The organism is Cupriavidus sp. H39 (genome assembly GCF_050271075.1).
Classification (GTDB): Bacteria; Pseudomonadota; Gammaproteobacteria; order Burkholderiales; family Burkholderiaceae; genus Cupriavidus; species Cupriavidus necator_B.
In genome coordinates this window covers 188,765-206,192 of sequence record NZ_CP189848.1, presented here as the reverse complement: position 1 = coordinate 206,192, position 17,428 = coordinate 188,765, and the positions used below count along the sequence as shown (strand labels likewise).

At 65.9% G+C, this 17,428-nt stretch carries 14 protein-coding genes; 7 read left to right on the top strand and 7 right to left on the bottom strand.

Features of this window, described 5'->3' with window-relative positions; translation table 11 throughout:
• The first annotated feature begins 153 nt into the window (after positions 1–153).
• A complete protein-coding gene (locus tag ACOCMH_RS16400) occupies positions 154–645 on the top strand; it encodes a hypothetical protein (RefSeq protein WP_427311977.1) in 492 nt (163 codons plus the stop codon).
• Positions 646–942: 297 nt separating this feature from the next.
• Positions 943–1,695: an aquaporin gene (locus ACOCMH_RS16395; protein ID WP_427311975.1), complete on the top strand. Its 753-nt coding sequence runs from the start codon at positions 943–945 to the stop codon at positions 1,693–1,695.
• On the opposite strand, the gene ACOCMH_RS16390 is transcribed toward ACOCMH_RS16395, so the two are convergent.
• Positions 1,679–3,367 (bottom strand): carbohydrate porin, encoded by a 1,689-nt coding sequence (locus tag ACOCMH_RS16390; protein WP_427311973.1) that lies wholly within the window; start codon positions 3,365–3,367, stop codon positions 1,679–1,681. The genes ACOCMH_RS16395 and ACOCMH_RS16390 overlap by 17 nt on opposite strands.
• Positions 3,368–4,808: 1,441 nt before the next feature.
• Between ACOCMH_RS16390 and ltrA the strand changes: the two genes are divergently transcribed.
• From ltrA to dinB, 4 genes are all read left to right on the top strand, one after another.
• A complete protein-coding gene (ltrA, locus tag ACOCMH_RS16385) occupies positions 4,809–6,518 on the top strand; it encodes a group II intron reverse transcriptase/maturase (RefSeq protein ID WP_427311971.1) in 1,710 nt (569 codons plus the stop codon).
• Between the two features lie 286 nt (positions 6,519–6,804).
• Positions 6,805–7,941: a TRAP transporter substrate-binding protein gene (locus tag ACOCMH_RS16380; RefSeq protein WP_427311969.1), complete on the top strand. Its 1,137-nt coding sequence runs from the start codon at positions 6,805–6,807 to the stop codon at positions 7,939–7,941.
• A 148-nt stretch (positions 7,942–8,089) separates the two neighbouring features.
• Positions 8,090–8,995 (top strand): EamA family transporter RarD, encoded by a 906-nt coding sequence (rarD, locus tag ACOCMH_RS16375; RefSeq protein WP_427311967.1) that lies wholly within the window; start codon positions 8,090–8,092, stop codon positions 8,993–8,995.
• A 64-nt stretch (positions 8,996–9,059) separates the two neighbouring features.
• Positions 9,060–10,139 (top strand): DNA polymerase IV, encoded by a 1,080-nt coding sequence (dinB, locus tag ACOCMH_RS16370; protein ID WP_427311965.1) that lies wholly within the window; start codon positions 9,060–9,062, stop codon positions 10,137–10,139.
• Between the two features lie 75 nt (positions 10,140–10,214).
• Here dinB and ACOCMH_RS16365 read toward each other — a convergent pair whose 3' ends face one another.
• Together ACOCMH_RS16365 and ACOCMH_RS16360 are read right to left on the bottom strand one after the other, a co-directional pair.
• A complete protein-coding gene (locus ACOCMH_RS16365; protein ID WP_427311963.1) occupies positions 10,215–11,213 on the bottom strand; it encodes a DUF2272 domain-containing protein in 999 nt (332 codons plus the stop codon).
• A 241-nt stretch (positions 11,214–11,454) separates the two neighbouring features.
• Positions 11,455–11,733: an HU family DNA-binding protein gene (locus ACOCMH_RS16360; protein ID WP_012354324.1), complete on the bottom strand. Its 279-nt coding sequence runs from the start codon at positions 11,731–11,733 to the stop codon at positions 11,455–11,457.
• A 1,129-nt stretch (positions 11,734–12,862) separates the two neighbouring features.
• Here ACOCMH_RS16360 and ACOCMH_RS16355 point away from each other — a divergent pair.
• On the top strand, positions 12,863–13,378 hold the full coding sequence (locus tag ACOCMH_RS16355; protein WP_216621379.1) for an SET domain-containing protein: 516 nt from the start codon (positions 12,863–12,865) through the stop codon (positions 13,376–13,378).
• Between the two features lie 21 nt (positions 13,379–13,399).
• Here the strand turns inward: ACOCMH_RS16355 and ACOCMH_RS16350 are convergent, their stop codons facing one another.
• The 4 genes from ACOCMH_RS16350 to phhA all read right to left on the bottom strand — a co-directional run bounded on the left by ACOCMH_RS16350 (position 13,400) and on the right by phhA (position 17,392).
• A complete protein-coding gene (locus ACOCMH_RS16350) occupies positions 13,400–15,028 on the bottom strand; it encodes a sensor histidine kinase N-terminal domain-containing protein (RefSeq protein ID WP_427311960.1) in 1,629 nt (542 codons plus the stop codon).
• Positions 15,029–15,156: 128 nt separating this feature from the next.
• Positions 15,157–15,861: a response regulator transcription factor gene (locus ACOCMH_RS16345; protein WP_012354320.1), complete on the bottom strand. Its 705-nt coding sequence runs from the start codon at positions 15,859–15,861 to the stop codon at positions 15,157–15,159.
• Between the two features lie 147 nt (positions 15,862–16,008).
• Positions 16,009–16,308 (bottom strand): 4a-hydroxytetrahydrobiopterin dehydratase, encoded by a 300-nt coding sequence (locus tag ACOCMH_RS16340; protein ID WP_012354319.1) that lies wholly within the window; start codon positions 16,306–16,308, stop codon positions 16,009–16,011.
• A 166-nt stretch (positions 16,309–16,474) separates the two neighbouring features.
• On the bottom strand, positions 16,475–17,392 hold the full coding sequence (gene phhA, locus ACOCMH_RS16335; RefSeq protein ID WP_427311957.1) for a phenylalanine 4-monooxygenase: 918 nt from the start codon (positions 17,390–17,392) through the stop codon (positions 16,475–16,477).
• Positions 17,393–17,428: the final 36 nt, after the last annotated feature.

The window sequence follows — 17,428 nt, the reverse complement described above, 5'->3', positions numbered from 1 at the left end:
ATCCAGAAGTAAATATCTTCTACTTGGCAGCCGATCCATGTCTCTCTACGATGCCCTGAAGCGCTGCCGCCAGGCAGGGCGGGCCAGGCCGGCCAAGCCGCTTCCATAATGCAGATAACCGGCCCGGGCCGATACTTCTCACCGGGGGGTTGGATGGACACATTGATCGGGACGGACAAGCGCTGGCCACCGCAAACCGCGGCCGGCGAGCGCGGCTTGTGGAAGAGCACCATGGCCGCCGCCAGCCAGGCGCTGGGCGCGGCGGGGCGGATGCAGCAGGCCGTGTCGCAGACCCTGAAGCTGCAGAACAAGATCCGCGCGCTGCGCGACGAACTGCACCAAATGGAAGCCGAGCGCGACGTCTACCGCGAGCTGCACGCGCGCACAGTGGAAGAACTGCACCAGGCCATCGACCGCAGCCCGGCCGAGATCAAGCGGCTGCGTGCCGAAACCGAGGCCATGCAGGTGCGCCATCGCGCCTACAAGCTGCTGGTCCAGCACTACATGCGAATGGGCACGCCGATCGATCCCGCCGTGTTTGCCGATCAGCGCAGCCGCGTCCAGCAGCACATCCTGTTCCAGCGCCGCAAGGGCATCCCGGTGGCGAATATCGTGGTCGAGGATATTGCGTTCCTGTTGCGCTGAATTGCGCTGAACGACCCGATTCGAAACCCGGCGTCAGCACACAACATCGTCAGCGCACATTGACGCCCCCGCGCCGCGGCGGAACACTGTCGCGACCGCGCGCGCAGCCGCTGCGCCGCGGCGTTGCCATGCTCATGGCCACGATCTGCCACTGTTCGAGGCGTCGTCTCAGGCGACGTTGTCCATCTTGTTGCTGCGCGCTGTCCCCATCCTTTCCGCCACCGGCCCTCACACAAGTCCGCGGTCCAGCCTGAGTCCCGCCCATGCTTTGCGCCGCTGCGCCGGCGCAGCGCTGCGATGAGTACGCTGGCGCGCCGCCTGGTGGCGGAAGGACTCGGCACCGCGCTGCTGGTGGCGATCGTGGTCGGCTCCGGCATTCGTGCCGAGCGCCTCGCCGCTGGCGATACCGCGCTTGCACTGCTGGCGAATTCGCTGGCCACGGGCGCCGGGCTGGTGGCCTTGCTGGTGTCGCTGGGGCCGGTCTCGGGCGGGCATTTCAATCCGGTGGTGAGCCTGTCGGCACTGGTGCAAGGCACGCTGGCGCCGCGCGATGCGCTGCGCTATGTGCTGATGCAGCTGGCGGGCGGCGTTTGCGGCGTGCTGGCGGCGCATGCCATGTTCGGCGAGCCGGCATTGGCGTGGTCGGCGCAGAGCCGCACCGGCGCGTCGATGTGGTGGAGCGAGTTCGTGGCAACCTTTGGCCTGGTCGGCGTGGGCATCGGCACGCTGCGCAGCCGGCCGCAGTTGGTGCCGTTTGTGGTAGCCGGCTATATCACCGCGGGCTACTGGTTCACGTCGTCGACCTCGTTCGCCAATCCCGCGCTGACGCTGGCCTGCGCGTTGACCGATACCTTCACCGGGATCCGGCCGCAGGACGTGCCGGGCTTCGTGCTGGCACAGATCGGCGGCGGGCTGGCTGCCACGCTGCTGTTCCACTGGCTGTGCCGCAAGTCCGCTGCGACAGCGCCGGCCGGAGCCAGTGCCGTGCCCCACGCCCTGGGCTCCACCATGCGCCCCGCAACAACCCGGCCAACTACCAGCGCCGATTGAGCTGCACGCCGAAGATCGAGCCGCTCGCCTGCGAGGCCCATGCGTCGGCCGGTGCGGTGTAGCCGATGCCTTCCACGTCGCTGGCACGGCTGTAGGTGTAGAAGGCGCGCAGGTTGGCGTTGCCGGCCGACTTGCCCAGCGTGAGCGTAGGCGCCACGGTCAGCGCGGTGCGCTGGCCGCTGACCCCAAAGCCGGACGAGATCTGGTCGTGCGACACCTCGAAATTCAACCGGAACTGGCTGCTGGCGACGTACGCCGGACGCAGCCGCGTGGTGGTCCACTGCAACGTGCCGACCGGCGAACGGTCGAACTGCAGGCTTTGCTCCACCGCGCCGCTCAGCCCCCAGCGGCTCTTCCATTCGATCGAGTCGGCCACGCGCGTGCGCGACAGCGCCGGTCCCATGCCGGTATAGCCGGTCATGGCGTTGCGCGATCCCGCGCCGAACTGCACCCCCAGCCGGTTGGTGCCGAACAGCACCCCTTTCTGCTCGTGCAGCGCCGAAGCCCACCATGCACCGCCCGGGTCCTCTACCAGCGGCTGGGCCTCCACCCGCGTGAAGCCGAGCTGGACCGAGCCCTGTTCATTGGTGGGGATGGGCGCGGTGCGCAGCGAGTGGTAGCTGGGCAGGTTCTGGCCGTTCTGGTCGGCGCGCGCGGTGTACTGGTAGTTCAGGCCGATATCGCCGATCACCTTGGCGTTGTCCACGCCGAAGCGCATCGCCGTGGAATTCGGCGGCAGCAGCCCGGACGACATCAGGAACGGCGCGTTGTCGCGCCGGCCGGCCCACATGGTGGCGCCGTCCAGCACCGCCAGCCCGCTGACCGCCGTATAAAACTGCGGCACCAGGGCATAGGGGTCGATGGCCGCCGGGCGGCCATTGACAGTAGTGGCATCCGTGCCGCGCGCCTGCGCGATCAGCATCACCTGGGCGCCACCGTCGAGGTCCAGCACTGACTCGCGGATCTTGACTTCGCCCGTGCTGCGGCAGGCCAGCCCGCTACCGATGCCGGTGGATAGCGCCCCACCGGGACAGGCGCGCATGGTGGCGGGGCGCTCCTCGGCCGCGGCGCGGCCGCTGTAGCTCAGGCGCCACACGGATTCGCCCGCCGGGTCGTCGGCGGGCAGTTGCGAATGCAGTACCGGGGGTGCGTCCGACGGCGCGCCGGCATCCGTGGCAGCGCCTTGAGATGGGGCGGGGGGCGCCTCGGCCTGGAATTCGCCAAGCTTGGGCGGAAACAGCACCAGCGGCGGCGGCGGCGGGGCCGGTGGTTCGGGCGGACCGACGAAGTCAGGATCGACCGGCGGCAGGGTCGCGGCGACGCTGGTTGCCGCTGTGGCGGGTACGGTGACGCTTGCCGCGGGCGCCGCGGCGCCGGCGATCAGCCCGGCGAGCGGGTCGTCGCCTTCGGCCGGCGCGGGCGATGCCGCCGTTTCAGTGTTCGCCGCTGCCGCCGGCGGGGCTGGCGCCGCCACGGCCGCGGTAACCGTTGCCGGCACCCCCGGCGGTGGCGCGATGCGCGGCGGCTGCAACGCCGTGGCAGGCGTAGCCGTGCCGCTAGCCGGATCGCCGGTCTGCGCGCACGCCACCAGTCCCCAGGCGGCCAGCACGGCAAAGCCGAGGCGGCGCAGCGGCACGTGCCGGCCAGCGCAAGCGCGGGAGCCGGACGGCATCAGGGGGAATCGACGAGCAGAAGCAGGCAATTGGTACGGCAATGGGGACGGCAACGGGTACGGCAATTCCGCGTGGCAACCATCCTGCCAGGCAGGCAGGGCTGCGGAATCGGGACTGTTTTTTATCAGCCGAGACCATTTGACCGCAAGCCGGGTTACAAAATCCATCACACTGTGCGGCGTCTCACGATGCGGAAAATAGCGGATATGACGCAATTGACTAGCGAAAACCCGCACTTGCGCGGGGCCCCGTGCCGAAAGAGCCACCGCTATAATCGGCTGGCTTGGTGCGACACGCATTCTCGTGTCCGGGTAGCTCCAACGTAAGGAGCATCGACCTTGTCGAGACAAGGGGAGGGCTTCGGCCTGAACCGTCCAATCTCGACCATTACTTGCTTAGACGAACCCGGCCGAACAGCTAGGGGAGTCCGATGTGTTGTGAGGAAGCCGGAACAGTGGCCAACTTGCAGCTTGCTTTTTGCTGGATGGATTTCCAGCCATTGCCCAAGGGCGGGGACGCTCGCCTTTGGGCGAGTTCTCTGTAGACACCCCCCTAACGGAGGGTGTATGCGGCTAGACAGCGGAGACTCCGTTGTATCGCCGCAACATAGCATTCAAACCGTTCTGCATAGAACGGCGCTACGTTCTTTGGGACGGCTGCCGTCGCTCGCAAGAGCGACCGATGCCGTCAAGCGCTCGCTTGCATAGGAGCACAGTGGCAAGCAAGAGAGGTTCCGGAGCGGTAGCTCTGTGCATTATGGTTCGGTCGGTTATGCCCGAAAGGGTAGCGCGATAGAGAACCTGCTATGCGACTAGCAGTAGCCTAGGGAGACATGCGTCACTGGTAACGGTGGGGTGTGAAGCTCTCCTGACAATGTAGCCCCCGAAAGGGTGCCATCAGGTCGTGAGACAGGACGGTAGACGCTCCGAGCAGCAACGGGGTTGAGGCGCTAGGCTGACTGGTATGGGTAACGTAAGTGAACTGCTGATAAACGTCGTAACGATTGAGATGCCAAAGCTGCTGCCAGGCATTAACCAAAAGGTGTGTGGTCGGTTGTCCTACTCAAGCCTTGGGACACGTCGCCACGATGACCACCGGCGGAAAGGCAGACCCTAACCCAGTCGTGTAATGCGCAGGGAACGTGGTAAGCCCGTATGGCTGCCGGAGCGCAGTTTGGCTCAGGCAGGCGAACCGTAAGGAACGCTGTTGGCTGTGCGGGTATGGGATGTTGGAAAAAGCGAATGCCGGACTGTAATGGCTCGGATAGGGATTGAAACATCATCCCACGCGAAAGCGGGCAGACTTCCAACTGGTCAAACGTCGCAGGACGGCTGACTGATCTCGCTTGTTTAAATTTTTCTTCCCTTGAGGGGCAACACGTCCCTCAAGGGGCGTGTTGCCTCTTGATATTGGGGGAGATCCTCAAGATAGGAGAGCAGCATGGAAGCATTGATCCGCAAGGATGAATCTGCGCTCTCCGGCGTGCCGCAAACCTGGGGCGCCATTGATTGGCGCCGCGTGGAACGGAACGTCCGAGAAATGCAGATTCGAATTGCGAAGGCAACACAGGATGGGGATTGGCGAAGGGTGAAAGCCCTGCAACGGTCCTTAACCCGCTCGTTTTCCGCAAAAGCATTGGCGGTACGACGAGTGACAATGAACCAAGGTAAGCGAACGGCAGGTGTCGATCGCGAAAAGTGGAAAACGTCTGAAGCCCGATGGGAAGCCATTGGGAGGTTGAAGCGTCGAGGGTATCGGCCGTTGCCATTACGGAGGGTCTATATCCCAAAAGCCAACGGGAAGGAGCGGCCTCTGGGCATTCCAACCATGTTGGATAGAGCCATGCAAGCGCTGTATCTGCTGGCACTGGAGCCGGTGTCCGAAGGGACGAGCGATCCGAATTCTTATGGGTTCCGGGTTAATCGATCCACGGCGGATGCCATGTCCCAGTTGTTTGTATCCCTATCCCAGAGGACCTCGGCCCAATGGGTACTGGAAGCAGACATCAAAGGATGCTTTGACCATATCAGTCACGACTGGCTGGAAAGCAATGTCCCCATGGACAAAGCAATCCTTCGGAAGTGGTTGAAAGCTGGCGTGGTATTTCAGGGTCGGCTTCAGGCGACCGAAGCCGGAACACCACAGGGAGGCATCATTTCCCCGACCCTGGCAAATGTGGCGCTGAACGGCTTGGAAACGCAACTCAACAAGTTCCTCGGAGCGAAGTGGGGAGCGACCAAGGCGAAGAGGCTCAAAGTGAACGTTGTGCGTTACGCGGACGACTTCGTCATCACCGGTGATACGCCGGGGGTCCTAGCGAACGAGGTGAAGCCGTGGGTAGAACAGTTCCTTGCAGTACGGGGACTGTCGCTGTCGACGGAGAAAACGCGAATCGTCAGCATCACTGAGGGCTTTGACTTCCTAGGGTGGAATTTCCGGAAGTACTCCGGAACACTGCTTATCAAGCCAAGCAAGAAAAACGCGCAAGCGTTCTATCGCGAGGTGAAGGCGGTCATCAGCACCAACAAGACGGTGGAGCAGTCGGACTTAATCCGGCTGTTAAACCCGATGCTAAGGGGCTGGGCTCAGTATCACAGTCCAGTGGTGGCAAAAGCGATGTTCGCCCGTGTGGAGCATGAAATATTCAATGCTCTACGACGGTGGGCAAAGCGGCGACATCCACATAAGTCCGTCGAATGGGTGCGGAAGAAATACTTCGCGACCGTCGGCGAACGAAATTGGGTGTTTGGTACCAAGTTCGTGAGCGGCAAAGGCAGTGAAGGCTGGACGGAGTTGTACTCGCTGTCCAGCACGCCGATTCGGCGGCACAAGAAGATTCGGGGGGACTACAATCCCTTCGATCCAGTGCAGGAGCGGTACGGCGAGAAGCTGCGGCAGGAGCGTATGTTGGAAAACATGGCGCACCGTAAGCAGTGGATCAAGCTGTATCTATCCCAGCAAGGCTTGTGCGCGGTGTGTCAGTGCAAGATAACCAAGGAAACAGGATGGGAAGATCATCACATCGAACCTCGCATACTCGGGGGCTCCGATGCACTGGGGAATCGCGTACTGTTGCATCCGAACTGTCACAGGCAAGTGCATTACCAAGGTAGAACTGTTGTGAAGCCGGTGTCCGAGAGGGGCATTTAGTGCGATCCGAGCCGTATGCGGGGAAACTCGCACGTACGGTTCCTAGGGGGGGACAGGTCAGCAATGACCTTCGTCCCTACCCTACTCTTTCGGGTAAGACAGCCCTCGGCCGTGCGCGCGGTTCCGGCGTCGGGCCTGCAGGGCACGCCGCCGTGCCCGTTCGCCACAGGCACAGCGCTGCGCAGGCCGCCGTACCCCGGCGGCCGGTGCGTCACGGTCCGGCGCGTGGCCTCATGCAAGCCGTGCGCCCGCATCCGAATCAATATCTATAAGAGGAGAAGTGGAGATGGAACGTCGTTCCTTTCTGTTGAAAGCGTCGGCCGTGGCTGCCACCGGGGCACTGGCCGCGTGCGGCAAGGGTGAAGAAAAGGCTGCGCCTGCCGCCGCCAGCGGCCCGGCCGCGCCGGCCGTGGTGGGCAGCAACCCCGCCGTGGAATGGCGCCTGGCCTCGAGCTTCCCCAAGTCGCTCGACACGATCTTCGGCGGCGCCGAAACGCTGTCGGCACGGGTCCGCGAACTGACCGAAGGCAAGTTCAATATCAAGGTCTTTGCCGCCGGTGAAATCGTGCCGGGACTGCAAGTGCTGGACGCGGTACAGAACAACACCGTGCAGATCGGCCACACCGCCGGCTACTACTACTTCGGCAAGAACCCGACACTTTGCTTCGACACCACCGTGCCGTTCGGCCTGACCGCGCGCCAGCAGAACGCCTGGATGCTGCAGGGCAACGGCATGAAGCTGATGCGCGAGTTCTTCAAGGAATACAACGTCGTCAACTTCCTGGGCGGCAACACCAACGCGCAGATGGGCGGCTGGTTCCGCAAGGAAATCAAGACCGTGGCTGACCTGCAGGGCCTGAAGTACCGCATCGCCGGGTTTGCCGGCGTGGTGCTGGCGCGCCTGGGCGTGGTGCCGCAGCAGATTGCCGGCGGCGACATCTACCCCGCGCTGGAAAAAGGCACCATCGATGCGGCCGAGTGGGTGGGCCCGTACGATGACGAAAAGCTGGGCTTCTACAAGGTGGCCCCGTACTACTACTATCCGGGCTGGTGGGAAGGCAGCGCGCAGCTGTCGTTCTACGCCTCGGCCAGCGAGTTCGAGAAGCTGCCCGCGCTGTACAAGCGCGCGCTGGAAACCGCCACCATCGAGGCGCACACCACCATGATGGCCAAGTACGATACGGTCAACCCGCAGGCGCTGGCGCGCCTGCTGGAAAACGGTGTCAAGCTGCGTCCGTTCTCCAAGGAGATCATGGAGGCCTGCTTCAAGGCGACCCAGGAATCCTACGCCGACGAAACCGCGAAGAACCCGTCGTTCAAGAAGATCTACGACGACTGGCGCGTGTTCCGCAACAACCAGGCGGCGTGGTTCAACGTGGCCGAGCAGGGCTTCGCCCAGTTCAGCTTCGCGCGCAAGCTGTAAGCCGCGTGCGCCCGGGCAACCGGGCCATCAGCAAACCCCATGGTCCCAGCGGAGCATGGGGTTTTTTGTTGGCGGCGGCCGCGCGCGGTGCGCGCCGGCGGGGAGGGCGCGGCCCCGGTAGAATCGCCGGCATCGATCGGAAAACCCTATGCAACTCGGCATTCTCTACGCGCTGCTGGCCTACGTCATCTGGGGGCTGCTCCCGCTCTACATCAAGTCGCTCCCCGGCATCGCGCCGGTGGAGATTCTGCTGCACCGGATGGTGTGGTCGCTGGTATTCCTGGGGCTGATCCTGGCCTGGCGGCGCCAATGGGCGTGGCTCGGCCAGGTGGTGCGGGACCGGCGCCTGTTGCTGTCGTTTGCCGCCAGCGCGGCGCTGCTGTGCGCGAACTGGTTCCTGTATATCTGGGCGGTATCGGCCAACCGCGTGGTCGATGCCAGCCTCGGCTATTTCATCAACCCGCTGTTCAGCGTGCTGCTGGGCGTGGTGTTCCTGCACGAACGCCTGCGCCGGGTGCAATGGCTTGCGATCGCGGTGGCCGCGGCCGGCGTGGCCTGGCTGACGGTGGCGGCGGGGCAGCTGCCATGGATTGCGCTGGGCCTGGCCGCCAGCTTTGGCGGTTACGGGCTGCTGCGCAAGACCGGTGCGCTGGGCGCGCTGGAAGGGCTGTCGCTGGAAACGCTGCTGCTGTTCCCGCTGGCCGCCGCCGTGCTGGGCTGGCTGTTCGCCACCGGCCAGGACAGTTTCACCCACGCAGCGCCGGGTACGCAGTGGCTGCTGTTGCTGGCCGGGCCGGTGACGGCGGTGCCGCTGCTGTTCTTTGCGGCCGGAGCACGGCGCATTCCGCTGTCGCTGCTGGGTCTGCTGCAGTACACCGGTCCGACGCTGCAACTGCTGCTGGGGGTGTGGCTGTGGAACGAGCCGTTCCCGGCGCAGAAGCAGGCCGGCTACGCGCTGATCTGGCTGTCGCTGGCCTTGTATGCGGCCGAAGGGTTGTGGATGAATGCGCGGCAGAAGCCCGCCGGCATCCAATCGATCAATGAAACGACCTGAAAATTGATCACCGTCATTCATCCAACGGATAACCAGAACAAAGCCGATCCCGAGCCCGGCCCCCATGTCCGCCCCGCCTGATGCCAGTCCCGCGGTCCAGCGCAAGATCATCCATTGCGACTGCGACTGCTTCTACGCCTCGGTCGAAATGCGCGACGACCCGTCGCTGCGCGGCCGGCCGATGGCGGTGGGCGGCGCGCCCGACCGGCGCGGGGTGATCGCCACGTGCAACTACGAGGCGCGGGCCTTCGGCGTGCGCTCGGCAATGGCGTCGGCGCAGGCGCTCAAGCGCTGCCCCGACCTGCTGATCGTGCGCCCCGCGATGGACAAGTACCGCGAGGTCTCGCGCCGCATCTTTGCGATCTACCGCGAATACACCGCGCTGGTCGAGCCGCTGTCGCTGGACGAGGCCTACCTCGATGTCAGCCTGTGCACGCGCCATGCCGGCAGCGCCACGCGCATTGCCGAGGAGATCCGCCAGCGCGTGCGTGAAGAAGTCGGGGTGACGGTGTCGGCAGGGGTCGGTCCCAGCAAGTTCGTCGCCAAGATCGCCAGCGACTGGAACAAGCCCGACGGGCTGTTCGTGGTCCGGCCGGCGGCAGTCGACGCCTTTGTCGCCGCGCTGCCGGTGGAGCGCATCCATGGCGTCGGCAAGGTCACCGCAGCCAAGCTGCGCCGGCTGGGTGCCGAGACTTGCGGCGACCTGCGGCCGTGGTCTGCCGACCGCCTGCATCGCGAGTTCGGCGTGTTCGGGGCGCGGCTGTACAAGCTGTGCCGCGGCGTGGACGAGCGCGCGGTCACGCCCGAGCGCGAGCGCAAGTCGATCAGCGTGGAAGAAACCTACGCCGACGACCTGCCCGACCTGCCGGCCTGCCTGGCCGAGCTGGAACCGCTGATCGCCATGCTCGAGGCGCGCATCGCGCGCGCCCAGGCGCATGACACCATCGACAAGCTGACGGTAAAGCTGCGCTTCTCGGACTTCCGCCAGACCACGGTCGAATGCCGCGGCCATGCCCCGGATCGCAGCGTCTATGCGCGGCTGCTGGCAGAGGGCCATGCGCGCCGGGGCTTGCCGGTGCGGCTGCTTGGGGTCGGGGTCGGCACAAGTGACCGGGATACCGCGCAGCTCGAGCTGTTCGACTGAACCCGCAATCATTCGCACGACTTATCAGACCGATCAAAAACAGAACACGCCAATAATTCGTATCAATAACAATATCTACTGCAGGTCGTTGCGCATCACCAGCAGCCACGGCATGTGCGAGTTGGTGACACCGTCGAGCCGGCCCGAATCGCCCAGCTCGATCTCTTCCATCGAGACCGATTGCTGGACGTTGCCCCCAATGGCGCGCACCACGCGCGCTGCCGGATCCACGGCGACCACGATGTCGCAATGCATCGGCGTGGTACCGAAACCAATTTCGGCGATGTCCTCGAGATAGCGGTCACGCCCGCGGCCGGCGCAGATGATGTCGCCGGGGCGGGGCATCGCGGGAACGGGCTCGATGCGGAAGGCGGGATGGGGCAGGATGCCGTCGCGGGCATCGACCACGTACATCGAGTGCGACTGGCCGGTCAGGAACTGGCGCTCGTCCAGCCCAGCCTTGCGCAACACCCATGACACAAAGACTGCCGACCACGCCCAGGCGCCCTGCGTCACCTGCCTGCAACTCGGCGCCTCGCCAACGATGCCCCAGTAGCGGCGCGCCAGCGTGCATCCCAGCGGCGTGGCCTCCATGCCGGTGCCGTCCGGGAAAGACAGGCAGCTGGGGGCGGGCGGCGGGTTGCCGTTGGTCTTCGACTCCGTATCGGTGGTGGCCGCCGCCGGCGCCCCGTTGTCAGTCGGGGATGCCAGCGGCAACTCGGGCGGAAGCTCCGGCGCCGGCACCGGGCTGTAGGTCACGCAAGCGGTGTCGTCGCGGCCCAGCCGCACCACCTGGCTGCCCCAGCGCACCCATTCCTGGGTGGCGATCTCGACGATGCGCTCGCGCGCCGTGGCGCCCGGGCGCGTCAGCGGCCGCTCGGTGTCGGGCAGTGCCCGTGCCTGCGGCCGGGCCGGCTCGCTGACCGTGGTGCAGGCACTCAGCAGTGCCAGCGCCGCGGCCGCGCAGGCGGCGCGCAGCGGCGCGAGCGCCTGTGGAGAACGCTGTGGAATCGGCTGTGGAAAGCGCTGTGCATAACGCTGTGGAGATTTGTGGCGCTGCGGATGGGCAAACATGTTGGCCCCACATGGCACGGCGCCCGGCATGGCCAGTGCTGGCCAAGGCTGGACGCCTGTTGGAAGACTTCGCGCGCAATCGCCCCGGCGCTGGGCGGGTGATGCGGCGGATACTGCAGAAGAGTCAGATCACGACTGTGGATAACGTCCCCCGCATGGCGCGCGCCTGCGCCCTCGGGCACCGGGGCGGCGGCATGGCGGGGTCAGGCAATGCCGGGCTCTGCAGTGCAGCCCGTCAGGATCACTGGTTGACAGCGTCCTTGAACTTCTGGCCAGCCTTGAACTTCACGGTCTTGGCGGCTTCGACCTTGATTTCTTCACCAGTACGCGGGTTGCGCGCCATGCGCTCGCCACGCTCGCCCTTGCTGAACGTGCCAAAGCCGATGAGGCTCAGCGTGTCACCCTTGGCCACGGCGTCCATGATGGCCGACAGGGTCACGTTCAGTGCCTGTTCGGCCTTGGCCTTGGTCAGACCGTCCACCCCGGCTGCGATAGCGTCGATCAGTTCGGTTTTCGTCATGCTTCACTCCGTATCGAGTTGATAAAACACAGGCGTCCGCATGCCGGGCGGCCAGGCTGGCACCGCTCCGGCAAAGACGCCGCGGGCCACATGATACCGTGTCGGACAAGGCGCACCGGGAACAGATTGTTACCTGACAGTTTCCGCGAGGCCGCGCCAGCGCGGGGCTGGCGGCAAATTGGCACTGTCAGGGAGGTGTGCTTCCTGGCGGGATGGCGGTGTAGGCAGTCGAGACTGGGCTCGCCAGCCGCTGCAGGCCACTGTGAACCCCCGGGCACGTATACCCCGCCAGAAAGCCATCAGAAGGCCGCTGGCAGCCTCAGAAGCGTTCCGAGGGGCATTGGGGCTCTTCTGCGCCCAGGCCGTCTGGGAGCCCGATAGGGCTTGCCCAGGTGAACTGCACTATCGTGCATGTTGAGGTGAGGGTGGCTCCAGGGCGACTGAACTCTCTTTATTCGGCCCGTGCATGGGCTGGCTGTGCTCTTTCCTTAGCCTTGCCGCCCTACGCGTATACGTGCGTGTCTGGCTCCCTCCTTCGTTTACTTCGCCCGTATACCCAAACGGGCAAAACTCAAAGTCTCTCGCAAACCCGCCGTTTACGCCTGTCGCCTTTTGGCTGGTGCCCCGGGCCGGGGGTCGTTCTTTCGGTTTACCTTTTTCTTTCATGTATACAAATAGTAGTAGTAGGTAAACACCCGCATCCGCTGTGGAAAACCCGGTAAACATCATTGTCTTCAACGGTTTACGTAAACGAGAAGTGGTCGCACCGAATGTTGGCCGAGGTGGAAGACTCAGCCCTATGGATGAGGTCGTCCGCTGACCCGCTCCGACTTATGCCCGAGGCATCCCCATGCCAGCCCCAGGCAGCCCACACCCAATCCGCGTGCTTGTCCACAGATCGGGGCCCGGTTATCCACATGCGGGGTGGTAAACAGGGGGGGACGTATACGGCTGGGGCGCGGCTCGGCGGCGTGGGTATACGTCCTCAGGGCTTGACCCGGACTGGCTGAGCCCGGGCGGAGACGGTTGCTACGTATACGTGTCGCGGCAGCCCCGGTATCATCCCCGATCGCGCCGGGAGGCCGGCACCGGCCACCCAGGCACAACAGGCGAGAGCACGGAAAGGCAAATGGCGGACAAGGCAAAGCGCAAGGCAGCGGAAGCGGGCAGCAAGAAAACGGCGAGCGACCGGATCGAGGTGCGTCAGTCAGGCGTGCACGGCAAGGGCGTCTATGCCATCGCCCCGATTGCCGAGGGCGAGCGCGTGATCGAGTACAAGGGCGAGCACATTTCGTGGAAGAAGGCGCTGGAGCGCCATCCGCACGATCCCAGCGATCCCAACCACACCTTCTACTTCAGCCTGGATGACGGCAGCGTGATCGACGCCAAGTACGGCGGCAACCGCGCGCGCTGGATCAACCACGCCTGCGAGCCCAACTGCGAGGCGCGCGAGAAGAAGGGCCGCGTCTTCATCCACGCGCTGCGCGACATTGCCCAGGGCGAGGAACTGTTCTATGACTACGGCCTGGTGATCGACGCCCGTTATACCGCCAAGCTGAAGAAGGAATTCGAGTGCCGCTGCGGCAGCCCGCAATGCCGCGGCACCATGCTGGCGCCGAAGGAAAAGAAGAAGAAGGCCAAGTAAGGCCGGTGCCCGCGCGGCGGTTCAGGCTACCGCCCCGGCCGGCTCGCAGGGAATCCGGATGACAAAGCGCATCACCGCGCGCCGCTCCGGCGGGCTGTCGGTTGACGGGGCTGGCGCGGTCCCGGGCGGAAGTGGCGGCACGTCCTCGATGCGGATGGTGCCGTGGTGCAGGGTCACGATCTCATGCACGATGGCCAGCCCCAGGCCGGCCCCGCCAGCCTGGTCGGCGCGGCCGCCGCCCGGCTCCGGCGCGCGGTCGCCGCGGAAAAAGCGCTTGAACACTTCCTCGCGCCGCTGCGGCGGGATGCCGGGCCCGTTGTCTTCCACCATCACCACCGCCATGCCGCGGTGACCCATGGTCTCGCCGCCGGCGCGCACCGTGATGCGACCGCCCGCGGGCACGTATTTCACCGCATTGTCGATCAGGTTGGACAGCGCTTCGCGCATCAGCAGCCGGTTGCCCCGCACCACGGCCGGGGCGCCGCCGGTGAAGGTGGGGCCGGGCAGGATCTCGAAGCCCAGGTCGATGCGGCGCGCCAGCGCCTGCGGCACCCACTCGGCGCCGGTTTCAAAGGCCAGCTCGGCCAGGTCGAAGTGTTCCACCGGCCCCAGCCGTTCCAGCGACAGCCCCGGCTCTGCCCGCGCCAGCGACAGCAGCTGGTTGGACAGGCGCACCGCGCGGTCGGCCGCGGTCTGCACCTCGCGCAGCGCATGGCGGGCCACTTCCAGTGAATCGGCGGCCTGGGCACGGTCGGCATGCAGCTTGACCGCGGTCAGTGGCGTGCGCAGCTGGTGCGCCGCATCGGCAATGAACTTGCGCTGGGCGTCGAGCGCGTCGCGCAGCCGCGCCAGCAGCGCGTTCAGGCCGCGGATCAGCGGCGCCACTTCGGCCGGGACCTGGGTTTCATCGAGCGCGGCGAGCGAGCGCGCGGTCTGCCGGTTGAGCTTGTCGGCCAGGATCTGCAGCGGCACCAGCTCTTCCTTGAGCACGTGCGACAGGATCAGGCTGCCCACCAGCAGCAGCAGGATCAGCGGCACCGACACCGACAGCAGGATCTCGTTGGCGGCGGTCTCGCGCCGGTCCAGCAATTCCGCCACTTCCACCACGATCGGGCCCCGCGCAGGCTTGCCGGCCTCACTGGTGCCAAGCTCGTCCACCGCGGCGCTGGGCAGCATCACCGGCAGCCGCACCGCGCGCACCTGGCGGCCGCTGAACCACGCATAGAACAGCCGCGCGTCATGCAGCGTGGTCTGGCCCGTGCCGTAGCCCAGCCAGGTATCCATGCCGCCGATCAGCCCGTCGGGACCGTGAATGCGCCAGTAGATGCGGTCGGTGCCCTCGGCCTCGACCAGCGTCTGCGCGATCATCGGGATGTCCTGCTCCAGCCGCGGTCCGGCGATGCGGATCTGCTGGGCGATGTTGTTGGCGACGCCATAGAGCGCGCGGTCGAACACCTGCGTGGTGTAGTGCGCCGCCAGCCAGTACGACAGCGAGCCGCTGGTCAGCACCAGCGCGAACAGCGGCGTGGCCAGCGCGCGCAGCAGGTGCACGCGCAGGCTGATGTTGGAGCCGGGGCGGGAGGCCTGGCGCGTCGCCGCGGGCGCCGGGTTGACGCCCGCGGCATCAGCCGCAGCGGAAGGTGGGGGCACGTTCCGCGTCGAGATGCGGGAGGCCGTGCGCCAGGAAACCCGGGAGGAGGAGCGGGAGCGAGGCCACATTGCCGGCTAGGCCGAAGGACAGGGCCGCGTGGCGGATAACCGCGGCGGCCGGAGCGGTTTCATTGTCCGGCGCGGATCTGCAGCAGGTAGCCGAAGCCGCGCACGGTGACGATCTCGACGTCGCTGTCCTCGAGCTTCTTGCGCACGCGGTGCACGTAGACCTCGATCGCGGTGTCGCCGACGGTATCGCCGCCCTCGCCGGCGGGGTGGGCGAAGGTGGCCAGGTGGTCCTGCAGCTGGGCCTTGCTGACCACGCGGCCCTGGCGCTGCAGCAGCAGCTCCAGCACCGCGAACTCGCGCGGCGACAGCTCCAGCGGGCGGGCGTCGATAAACATGCGGCGGTCGTTGCCGGACAGCCGCAGGCGGCCCAGGCGCACGTCGCGCTCGGGCGCGGCCTCGCCATGCTGGCTGCGGCGCAGCAATACGCGCACGCGCGCTTCCAGCTCGGGCAGGGCGAAGGGTTTGATCAGGTAATCGTCGGCGCCGGCGTTCAGGCCCGAGAGCTTGTCTTCCAGTTCGTCTCGCGCGGTCAGGATGATGACCGGGGTGGTGCGGTTGCGGGCGCGGTAGCGCGCCAGCAGGGTCATGCCGTCAATGCCGGGCAGGCCCAGGTCGAGGATCACCAGGTCGTGCTGTTCGCGCAGCAGGTGTTCGGTGGCATAGACGCCGTCGTGGACGACGCGTACCTGGTGGCCGGCGCGGGACAGGCCGGCTTCGACGCCGCTGGCAATCTGGCGGTCGTCCTCGATCAGCAGGATACGCATGGCGGCAGTTCGGGAAGGACGTTGGGCATGGCTTGCAGGGAAAGGCCGCACGGCGCACATGGCGGTGCGGGCCTGCCGCAGATTGTACTAGGCGCCGCTCCCCGCTTCCTTACGGTTTGCCTACAGCTACCGCTGCGGCCCGCCGGGTCAGTTCGTCACCGCGTCGGCGGCGCGCTCGATGAAGTGGGCCAGGTCGATGTCGCGCTGGGTCAGGCCGTTGGCATCGTGCGTGGACAGCGTGATGTCGACCCGGTTGTAGACGTTGAACCATTCCGGGTGGTGGTCGGCCTTCTCGGCCTGGATCGCCACGCGCGTCATGAAGCCGAAGGCGGCGTTGAAGTCGTGGAAGGTAAAGCGTTTGAAGATCGCGTCGCGGTCCGGGACGGTGGTCCAGCCGGGCAGGTCGGCGAGCAGCGTGGCACGGGCTTGCGGGGAAAGAGGAGTCATGATGGGCTCGATCTGGATCTTGGGAGAAAACGAAGGTCGTCCGATGCGGACAACGCGCATCGGACGGACAGCCGGCCCGCCCGCGCCGGGGCGGCGGGCATGCCGGCATTGTTCCACAAAGCGGGGAGCGGGGCAGCGGCCCCGGGGTTTGGCCGGGCGGGCCGGCTCAGATGTCTTCGGTATCGGCCCAGCCTTCGCGGGTGCCGGCGTTGATCACGTGGTCGCCCTCGGCGATGTCGCCCGCACCCAGCGTCGGCTGGGCACGCAGGGCTTCATACAGCGGCGCGAAATCCGGGCGGGTCGCGTCGAACAATTGCTCGAAGCTGTCGATCACGAAGTAGGTCTTCTGGAAGGTGTCGATGCGGTAGCGCGTGCGCATGATGCGGCGCACATCGAAGCTGATCCGGTTGGGGCTGGCCGAGTCCAGGCTGTAGATCGACTCGCCCTGGCTCGACACGATGCCGGCGCCATAGATGCGCAGCCCTTGCGGGGTGCGGATCAGGCCGAACTCGACGGTGTACCAGTACAGCCGCGACAGCATTTCCAGCGCGCCCAGCCCCGCCGCTTTCAGGCCGCCCTTGCCATAGGCTTCCATATAGTCGGCAAAGACCGGGTTGATCAGCAGCGGCACGTGGCCGAACACATCGTGGAAGCAGTCCGGCTCCTGCAGGTAGTCGAGCTGCTCGGGCTTGCGCATCCACCAGCTGGCCGGGAAGCGGCGGTTGGCCAGGTGCTCGAAGAACACCTCGTCCGGCACCAGGCCGGGCACGGCCACGATCTGCCAGCCGGTGGCGCGCATCAGCGTTTCATTGAGCTGGTCGAAGTCCGGCACGCGGTCCTTTTCCATCCCCAGCGTGGCCAGGCCCTGCAGGAATTCATCGCTGACGCGGCCTTGCAGCATCTGGGCCTGGCGCTCGTAGAGCTTGCGCCAGATCGCGTGGTCGGTGCTGGTGTAGCGGTGCACCGGCTGGGCGATGGTGAAGTCCGGGCGCAGTTCCTGGCCGGACAGCAGGCCGGCTTCGAATTGTTCCTTGAGCTTGTCGGTCAGGGTGCCCTGGAAGGCGCCGGGGGCTTCGCTGGCCATGGCCTTGTCTCCTTGAATGCGTGCTGGCTGCGTCGG